The organism is Calothrix anomala FACHB-343 (assembly GCF_014696435.1).
In the GTDB taxonomy this organism is placed as follows: Bacteria; Cyanobacteriota; Cyanobacteriia; order Cyanobacteriales; family Nostocaceae; genus Aulosira; species Aulosira anomala_A.
Window position 1 is genome coordinate 42332 of the sequence record NZ_JACJQG010000072.1, and the last position, 9805, is coordinate 52136.

The 9805-nt window shown below is 39.5% G+C and carries 5 protein-coding genes; 3 read left to right on the plus strand and 2 right to left on the minus strand.

The annotated features are described in order from the left end of the window. Positions 1-158: 158 nt before the first annotated feature. Complete coding sequence (locus H6G08_RS30175) at positions 159-917, minus strand: YebC/PmpR family DNA-binding transcriptional regulator (RefSeq protein ID WP_190549838.1); 759 nt, start codon at positions 915-917, stop codon at positions 159-161. Between the two features lie 288 nt (positions 918-1205). Between H6G08_RS30175 and H6G08_RS30180 the strand changes: the two genes are divergently transcribed. The 3 genes from H6G08_RS30180 (at position 1206) to H6G08_RS30190 (ending at position 7773) form a co-directional block, all read left to right on the plus strand. Next, complete coding sequence (locus tag H6G08_RS30180) at positions 1206-2468, plus strand: ABC transporter substrate-binding protein (protein WP_190549851.1); 1263 nt, start codon at positions 1206-1208, stop codon at positions 2466-2468. Positions 2469-2839: 371 nt separating this feature from the next. Next, entirely contained in the window at positions 2840-4324 is a 1485-nt protein-coding gene (locus H6G08_RS30185) for a S8 family peptidase (RefSeq protein ID WP_190549840.1), read from the plus strand. A gap of 575 nt (positions 4325-4899) precedes the next feature. Continuing rightward, on the plus strand, positions 4900-7773 hold the full coding sequence (locus H6G08_RS30190; protein ID WP_190549842.1) for a C2 family cysteine protease: 2874 nt from the start codon (positions 4900-4902) through the stop codon (positions 7771-7773). A 458-nt stretch (positions 7774-8231) separates the two neighbouring features. Here H6G08_RS30190 and H6G08_RS30195 read toward each other — a convergent pair whose 3' ends face one another. After that, entirely contained in the window at positions 8232-9728 is a 1497-nt protein-coding gene (locus tag H6G08_RS30195; protein WP_190549853.1) for a beta-barrel domain-containing protein, read from the minus strand. Positions 9729-9805: the final 77 nt, after the last annotated feature.

Here is a 9805-nt window from a genome sequence, read left to right on the forward strand (position 1 = left end):
TAGAAATAAGGCTTTACCAAATAATTTATTGGAATTTAACTATAAAGCCTGAAAACTTCCAGCATCTCATAGCCGTATGTCAATAGTTTGTAAATTTTATGAAATTTGTATGTCTATTTTCGCAGATGTATATTAGACAACAAATTATCCAAATTCTCCTAAACAATACTCAAAGCCATGAGACTTTCCGACATTTCAAAGTTAGATGTCACATTTTGCACATCATCCAAACCTTCTAGAGTATCAATTAATTTGAGAAGCGATCGCGCCTGATCGGCATCGGTAACTTCTACACTATTACTAGGAATCCAGCGCAATTCTGTATCAGTTACCTGAAAGCTTTTTTCATTCAGGGTTTTATTCAGCGTTTCTAAATCTTCAACAGCGCTAAATACTTCCGCTATTTCCGCCTCAGTCATTTCGTAAGACTCAGCACCACCTTCTAAAGAAGCTTCTAAAAGCTGTTCTTCATCAACTACACCTTCAACAGTGCAAACGCCTTTTTGGGAAAACATCCAACTTACACAGCCCATTTCCCCCAAATTTCCGCCATTTTTGCTAAAAGCAGCCCGTAAATCAGCCGCAGTGCGATTGCGGTTATCTGTCAAAGCTTCGACTAAAATTGCGACACCACCAGGGCCGTAACCTTCATAACGAATTGCTTCTAAACTATTGTTATCACCACCAAATGTACCTGCGCCTTTAGCGATCGCTCGTTCAATATTATCATTAGGAATTCCCGCAGCCTTAGCCTTATCAATTGCTGTACGTAATTGAAAATTACCTGCTGGATCTGGAATTCCACTTCTGGCTGCGACAATAATCGCCCGTGATAGCTGAGTAAAGGTTTTTGCCCTTTTTGCATCCACCACAGCCTTTTGGCGCTTAATATTAGCCCACTTACTATGTCCCGCCATAACTTTAACTTCATCTCAACTCTATTTCCAGATTAAGATATAGTTGAAAGTCAATGGTCAATAGTCAACGGTCAACCATCAACAGTCAACAGTCAACTGACAACTGACAACTGACAACTAACTCTTCCTAAAGATAATTGCGCGACAGTTCCAGAAAGTGAGACAGTTGAGGCGATCGCTTTTCTGGAATTGCTGATTGAGTAGATCGTGTCCAAATTTTTTTCGCCCCAGCACTATCCCCAGCGTCACAGCAGACAGTTCTCCCGCTACCTGAAATACTGGCTGTTGATGTTATTTGTGGCGGTATTAGTTGTTACTGGCTGTCAAGCAATTCTCCGCCAGCCAGAAGCAAAGGTAATTCATATTACCTTGTGGCAAGGCGTGAATCCACCGCAAAATCGGGATGTATTGCAAAAGCTAGTAGATAAATTTAATCAAACTCATCCGCATATTCAAGTAGAATCGTTGTATGTTGGGCAACAGGATCAGCAAATGCCCAAAATTTTGGCGGCTGTAGTCGGCAATGCACCGCCGGATTTATTATGGTACAACCCAACCATCGCCGGTCAATTAGTGGAACTTGATGCCATCATTTCTGTAGATGAAATGCTGGCAAAATCACCAGTAAAAGCAGAAATTGACCCGACTTTATTTGCATCGATGGAATATCAGGGTAAAATCTGGTCAATACCCTTTGCAACAAATAATGTCGGCGTTTTTTACCGTCCTAGTCTGTTTAAAGCCGCCGGAATTGACAAGTTACCGCAAACTTGGGAAGAGTTGCGCCAAGTAGCCAAGAAATTAACCAGAGATAGCGATGGCGATCGCAAAATAGATAAATACGGAATGCTTCTTCCTCTAGGTAAAAGCGAATTTACCGTGTTTACTTGGTTACCCTTTATGTGGAGTGGTGGTGGTGAACTTGTCAGTGGTGATGTACAGCAAGCTGCTGCTGTGAATTTAACAGAAAATCAAGGCGCGATCGCCGCTTTACAATTTTGGCGCGATTTAATCACCGATGGTTCGGCGATGTTATCCGAACCAGAACGAGGTTATGAAGTTAATAACCTGGTGAATGGTAAAGTTGCAATGCAAGTCACTGGCCCCTGGAGTCTGGGAGAATTTCAACAAAGTGGTGTAGATTTTGATGTCTTCCCCATTCCCAAGCAACAAAATCCGGCTACTAGTATTGGTGGCGAGAATTTATTCTTATTTAAAACTACGCCAGAACAGCAAAAAGCCGCCTTTCAATTTGCAGAATATGCTGTCAGTGAAGCATTTCAAACCGAATTAGCTTTAGGAACTGGTTATTTACCTGTAAATGTGCGATCGCGCCAAAGTAGTAAATACCAAAAATTTATTCAGAAATTCCCTCAAATACAGGTATTTTTAGACCAAGCAAAATTCGGGCGATCGCGTCCTATTTTTCCTAATTATTCACGCATTTCTGACAATCTAGGTAGAGCGATTGAATCTGTATTATTAGGTAAAAATTCACCAGCAGAAGCTCTCAAAATTACTCAGCAACGCCTAGATTTAATTTTTCAGTAATCAAATACACAGATAGATTTTTAGGCTGTTAAAACCCTCTCTATTATCGCGAAAATTAAAATTCAGCAAACAGTTTTAGTTACTACTTTTGTGATTAAGATATCATATTTATGATTAATTTTATAGTAATTATTAATTTAGGACTTACGCACCGAACACAAAAATCCTCACAAGGGTGGTCAAAAGTCAATGGTCAAAATTCATGTTTTTGGACTATGGACTATTGACCATTGACAAAAAGCATGAAAAATATCTGACACTGCGTAAGTCCTATAATTAGAGAAATTTATTCTTGACTGCATTACTTCGTATCATCAAAGTTACGCAATTTCCGGCTGCACAAAAATGTCATCTTTGAGGAGAAAATACTTATGCCCCATGCGTCCAGTAACAACAGCACATTGACTAATAACGGGCTAAATATTAATCCTATTTCCTCCGCAGATACTTTTACTTCTCAAGATGACTACAATTTTAATCTCAGTGGCAGAAGTAGTTTTGATAATAATATCAATGCTGTAAACGCCAATTCTACTCAGGCTCAATCGCTAAATAGTGAAGATACCATGAGTACTATGAGTTATGACTCTACCACTGGATATGGATTAGTGAATGCCGCAGCCGGAGTTGCTAGAGGAATTGGACAAAATACCTTTACTGATGTTGCCGATTTAGGTGGTAATAGTTGGAATGTAGACATGGTAAAAGCCCCAGAAGTGTGGGCTAGAGGATACACAGGACAAGATATTATTGTTGCTGTGATTGATACGGGAGTTGACTATAATCACATAGATTTACAAAATAATATTTGGACTAATACTCGCGAAGTTGCTAATAATAATATAGATGATGATGGTAATGGTTATATTGATGATATTCACGGTTGGAATTTTGTAGAAAATTCCAACGATCCCATAGATAGAAACGGTCACGGTACTCACGTTTCTGGGACTATTGCTGGTGAAAATAATGGTACTGGTGTGACAGGTATTGCCTATAATTCCAGAATTATGCCAGTGAAAGTTTTAAATGATTCTGGCTCTGGTTCTATTAGTTCAATTACTCAAGGTATTTACTACGCTGTCAATCAAGGAGCTAGAGTAATTAATCTCAGCTTGGGTAGCGATTTTCCTAATAATTCTTTAGCATCAGCTATTGAATATGCTAGCAGCAAAGGTGTAGTAGTTGTGATGGCAGCTGGTAATAATGGGTTACCGATCCTATCTTATCCTGCTAGTTATGCAAATAGATGGGGATTGGCTGTAGGCGCAGTCGATCGCAATAATCAGATTGCAGATTTTTCTAATACACCAGGAATCAGTCAACTCGCTTACGTGACAGCGCCAGGAGTGGGTATTTACTCATCATTACCAGGCAATCAATATGGTAGTTATAATGGCACATCTATGGCTGCGCCTCATGTTGCTGGGGTAGTAGCTTTAATGCTCAGTGCTAATCCTAGCCTAACTGATGCCCAAGTACGTCAATTTATGACACAAACTGCGGGTAATGGGGGACAAAATCCAGACGTTGGATTAAGTGCTGGTTGGTTAGCCGATGAATTTATTGCAGAGATAGCAAGAAATCCGGCTAAATTTTCGACAGTCAATTTTGATGATAGCGCGATCGCCGAAAATCAGACCATAGATTTAAGCGCGAATAGTTCCACACCAGCCTCAAGCGTCGATTTATTCAGCAATGCAAACATCAATTCTCAATACCGCTATTATGATAGCAGTCTGCAAACAGACAATAACAATAGCCCCGAAAACGATCAGACACAAGATATACAAAGCATCCTGGAAAGATTTCAACAACAAATGGATGAATTGCGCCAATGGTTTGCTAACCCATAAATCTCAACCACACCAGACTCTAGCACTGGGTGATGAGGGTAGCTTATAGAGCGATCGCATCTCTGTCAAATAATCTTTTAATTTTGCTTCAAAGTGGCTGTAAATAAATTTTACAGCCACTTTTATTAAAGTATGTCATACCAATTCAAAATTCAAAATTCAAAATTAAGAATCCAGACAGAACAAGGCGTTGAGGTTGTGTATCTGTCGCATTCTTTTTTCAAATTGGTGTCATTCTAAATCCCCCTAAATTCCTTCCCGATCGAGCTTTCATTATTTTGTATAGGAAAATTATTGCCATAGCACATGGAATCTCTAAATTCCATATTATTCATCATCACGACTTAAAAAAGGGTGTTTTCATCTAGAACAACACGCATGAAGCCATATTTTTTTATAAGTATCATTTTAACTTTAATTGTACTTCACAAAAAAATACGCAGGTATACCCTTACTATTTCTGCATGAGCAAATGCAGAATGTAATCAATATGTATTTGGCTGGCAATTCTATTTAAAAAACCTTTGCTACACAAGGTAGCAAGCACTTTAATTTAGCAATTGGTAAGAGGATTTATGACTTTTGATATTTCAGATAACACGCTAAATACAGCTTTGAATATAAATTTAAATTCTAACCCTCAAACTTTCAACAACTTGGTGGGTTTGTCAGATCCAAACGACTTTTATCGCTTCAACCTTAGTAGCCGCAGTAGTTTTAGCCTCTCTCTCGATAAGTTATTAGCTGATGCAAATGTACAAATAATTCGCGACTATAACTTAAATGGTGTAGTTGATACAGGTGAAATTATTACTGGTTGTTATACTACAGGAACGGCTCCTGAATCGCTCAAAACATCTTTAGAGAGTGGTACATACTTCATAAGAGTTTACTCAGCCAAGGGTGATACTAAGTATAATTTGAGTGTTTCTGCTCAAGTAATTAACAGTATTCCCAATAATTTACAATTCAACCTCAATAATACTAGCCTCAAATCTACAGATACTCTCAGCATTAATAATGCTTGGGTATATGATGACAATGGTGTGGGAAACATTGCACGGGTAGATTTCCGCATTAAAAAATCCGATGGAACCTTCGTTAATGTCGCTGATGTGATGAGTTTCACACCTTCAACTACTGACAATCGTTGGGGAAGTTTCAACTACAGCCTATCGTTGAGTAATTTAACCTTAGCAAATGGAAAATACAGCCTTTCGGCATTAGCTTACGATAAATCAGGCGCTAAAAGTAATTTAGTTGAACAGACATTTAGCTTCAGCAATAACATCGCACCTACTCAATTACAATTCAACCTAAATAATACTAACCTTAAATCTACAGATACTCTCAGCATTAATGGTGGCTCAGTCTATGATGCTAACGGTGTCACAGATATCTCTCGCGTAGATTTCCGTATTAAGAAATCCGATGGAACTTTTGTGGATGTTGTGGATGTTGTAAATTTCACACCTTCAACTAATGAAAATCGCTTGGGAAGTTTCAACTACAGCTTATCGTTGAGTAATTTAACCTTAGCAAATGGAAAATATAGCCTTTCGGCATTAGCTTACGATAAATCAGGCGCTAAAAGTAATTTAGTTGAACGTGAATTTAGCTTCACCAATAACATCGCACCTACTCAATTACAATTCAACCTCAATAATATCAGCCTTAAACCTACAGATACTCTCAGCATTAATGGTGGCTCAGTCTATGATGCTAACGGTGTCACAGATATCTCTCGCGTAGATTTCCGTATTAAGAAATCCGATGGAACTTTTGTGGATGTTGTGGATGTTGTAAATTTCACACCTTCAACTAATGAAAATCGCTTGGGAAGTTTCAACTACAGCTTATCGTTGAGTAATTTAACCTTAGCAAATGGAAAATATAACCTTTCGGCATTAGCTTACGATAAATCAGGCGCTAAAAGTAATTTAGTTGAACGTGAATTTAGCTTCACCAATAACATCGCACCTACTCAATTACAATTCAACCTCAATAATATCAGCCTTAAACCTACAGATACTCTCAGCATTAATAGTGGCTTAGTTTATGATGCTAACGGTGTTACAGATATCTCTCGCGTAGATTTCCGCATTAAGAAATCCGATGGAACTTTTGTTGATGTTGTGGATGTTGTGAGTTTCACACCTTCAACTAATGACAATCGCTTGGGAAGTTTCAACTACAGCTTATCGTTGAGTAATTTAAACCTAGCGAATGGAAAATATAGCCTCTCGGCATTAGCTTACGATAAATCAGGTGCTAAAAGTGATGTAGTTGAACGTGAATTTACAATTCAGATTACTAGTGATTGGTTTAGCCAAAATCTCATAGATAAACAAATAATCGATCTGACGCGACTGCGTGCAGCTGATAATAAATTAAGCCGCCAAGATATGATTGATATCTTTCGTGATGCGAGAGATGGCGGTTTAATTGATAGCAATGAACTACAGGATTTGCGGAAAATTGTCAGTGAATCTAGCCGCTTCAATATAGACGATCATGTACGTGTGTTATCTAACAAAGTTATTAATAGTGATGTTGCAAATAAAAATTACAAGGGTAGCGCATTAGGTAACTTGTATGCTGGTAGCAGCGCCACGCAAATGGATCGGCTAATTGATAAGTGGTTTTTAGGAGGCGATCGCCCAACCGCACCAACTGGATTTACAATGACTTATCAGCAAGCTTCAGGTAGTTTATTTGGTAGCGATGGTACATTCAACTACCAAGATGTTAAGCAAGGTTTCTTAGGTGACTGTTACTTCTTAGCTTCTTTAGGCGCAACAGCACGCCAGCAACCATCGGCAATTACAAATATGTTTATTGACAATGGTGACGGGACTTTTACAGTCAGATTCTACGGTCAATACAATGGTAAAGTTACTACAGCTAGTGATTATGTCACCGTCGATCGCTGGTTACCAACCAATGTCTCAGGTGAGGGCTACACCGGACAAAGATTTGCTAAATACGACAATCTCAATCTAGGCTTGTGGGTAGCTTTAGCAGAAAAAGCTTATGCTCAATTTGCTGAATCTGGGCTATCTCAACGTGATTCTAATGCTAACAGTTATGGCAGCATTGAGGGCGGTTGGGGTTATCGGGTAATGCCATCTCTTACTGGTATCAGTGGGGGTTACTATGCTGATACAAGTTGGAGTAATACAGGAACTCGTTCGGGCGCTTTTCTAAGTTTGTCGCAAATAGCTACTATGTTAACTACTGGAAAAGCAATGACAGCCGATACTATTTCTAATCCAGGATTAAATATTGTTGGCGGACATGAGTACACTATTATTAGTGCTGACACCACAAATGGAACTTTAACTCTCTATAATCCTTGGGGTGTGACAAGACAAGGTGAAACTAATGGTGTTCTAACTCTGTCTTACAATGATTTCCGCAATAATTTTCTGATAATTAATGCTGCTTAATACTGTTAGCTAATTTAAGAGGGCATGGCATTGCCCACCTGTATCAAATTAAGCTAAAAACCTTTCTCTATCTCGTTTCCAGCCTCTGGCTGGAAATGCGGATTGCGAGGCTCCGCCTCGTCTCTGATAAATTGAGGCAGAGCCTCATAAATCTGCGCTCCCACGCAGAGCATGGGAGCTAGATATTAATGCTGCTTAATACTGTTAGCTAATTTAAGAGGGCATGGCATTGCCCACCTGTATCAAATTAAGCTAAAAAACTTTCTCTATCTCGTTTCCAGCCTCTGGCTGGAAATGCGGATTGCGAGGCTCCGCCTCGTCTCTGATAAATTGAGGCAGAGCCTCATAAATCTACGCTCCCACGCAGAGCATGGGAGCTAGATATTAATGCTGCTTAATACTGTTAGCTAATTCAAGAGGGCATGGCATTGCCATGCCCCTACGTGAATTGCATTCCTCTATCTCACAGAAAATGCTTCGCTAAATCGGCGCGTCACTGGCTCCATAATAAAGGTCAAAACTGATTTCTTCCGAGTAACAATTTCGCCATTTGCTGTCATACCAGGAGTTAAAGGAACTTCTTGCCCACGGAAATTAATTGAGTGTTTATTTAACTTTATCCTAGTAGGAAATACTAAGCCTAAATCTTTATCTGTAATGGCATTGGGGCTAACGTGAACAACTTCACCATTAATTACGCCAAATTCTTGAAATGGGAAAGTTGCCATTTTTACCTTAGCTTTCATCCCCCGACGAATAAATCCAATATCGCGATTGAGGACTTTAACTTCTAGCAGCATTTCTTCCCCTTCTGGCAAAATAGAAAGTAATTCTTCACCAGCTTGTACAGGGCCTTTTGTAGCTTTGATTTTATAAATTGTCCCGGCAAAAGGAGATTTAATTGTTTCTTCGTCTTCCTGCTTTTTAGCTTGCTCTAATTGACCGGAAACATTAGCTAATTCTTCTTTACGCTTGTTGATTTGGGTGAGGATTTCCGTTTGCCGTTCTGATGCGACACGTTGCGCTTGATTGCGTGCAGCTTGATAGGCTTCTTGGGCTTGGCGAATTTCTTGAACTTGGGCTGCAATATCTTTTTCTAAAGATGTAATTCTGTCTTGAACTTCAATAATTTTATTTTGAGCATTTGTGATTTCATCTTTAGATCTGGTGATGTCTGTAATAGCTCGATTTAATCTTTCTTGTGCTTCTAGATAATCAACTCTAGGTACAGCACCAGGAGATACAAGGGTACGTAAACTTTGTTCTCTTTTTTCAGCAATTTCCAAATTGTTTTGCATTTTCGCACTAATGCTTTGGGCGTTAGCGAGATTAGTTTTGGCGTTCACAAAAGCGCTTTTAGCATTGACTAAATTTTCTTGTAATCTTGTTAGTCGCACTTTGGCCTGATTCGCGATCGCTTGTTGGCGATTGGCTTCGGCTTCGGCTGTAGCTTGGCGTGCTTGATAATCAGCCAAACGGGAGTTTAACAGTTCATCTTGGAGTTTAGTACCAGTACTTTTTACTCCCACCCGTTCCGCATCTAAACGCTGTAAGTCTTCCTGAATCAATTTAGTAGCTTTAGCCAGGCGATTGACATCAGTTTGCTTCAAATCGGGATCGCGTTGAATTAAGACTTGATTTTTGGTGACGCGATCGCCTTCTTTAACCTTGATTCTCACTATTGTCCCACCACCTAAAGATGTGACTGGACGCACTTGAGTAGATGCTATTAATTCCCCTGGCGCGATCGCGACTTCATCAATTTCCGAAAAATTTGCCCATGCGATCGCCCCAAATACTATCAAGCTGATCGTTCCCGCTAACAATCTTGTATATAGCGGCGGTAATTCCTGAACGGCTTTACCCAACTCATAAGATAGTTGTTCATCTGGTTTAGCAAATCGCTGTTTTGTCTGACGGGCTTGCGCAGCATTCGCCACGAGGGAATATTTCATACAATTTTTGTAGTTATTGGGCATTGGGCATGGGGCATGGGGCATGGGGACTAACTTAGCTTTATCTACAGCAGTCA

Bases quoted from the DNA above. Each gene is read 5' to 3' on its own strand.
- H6G08_RS30175 (WP_190549838.1), bottom strand. From the start codon at position 917: ATGGCGGGACATAGTAAGTGGGCTAATATTAAGCGCCAAAAGGCTGTG.
- H6G08_RS30190 (WP_190549842.1), top strand. From the start codon at position 4,900: ATGACTTTTGATATTTCAGATAACACGCTAAATACAGCTTTGAATATA.
- H6G08_RS30195 (WP_190549853.1), bottom strand. From the start codon at position 9,728: ATGAAATATTCCCTCGTGGCGAATGCTGCGCAAGCCCGTCAGACAAAA.
- H6G08_RS30185 (WP_190549840.1), top strand. From the start codon at position 2,840: ATGCCCCATGCGTCCAGTAACAACAGCACATTGACTAATAACGGGCTA.
- H6G08_RS30180 (WP_190549851.1), top strand. From the start codon at position 1,206: ATGTTATTTGTGGCGGTATTAGTTGTTACTGGCTGTCAAGCAATTCTC.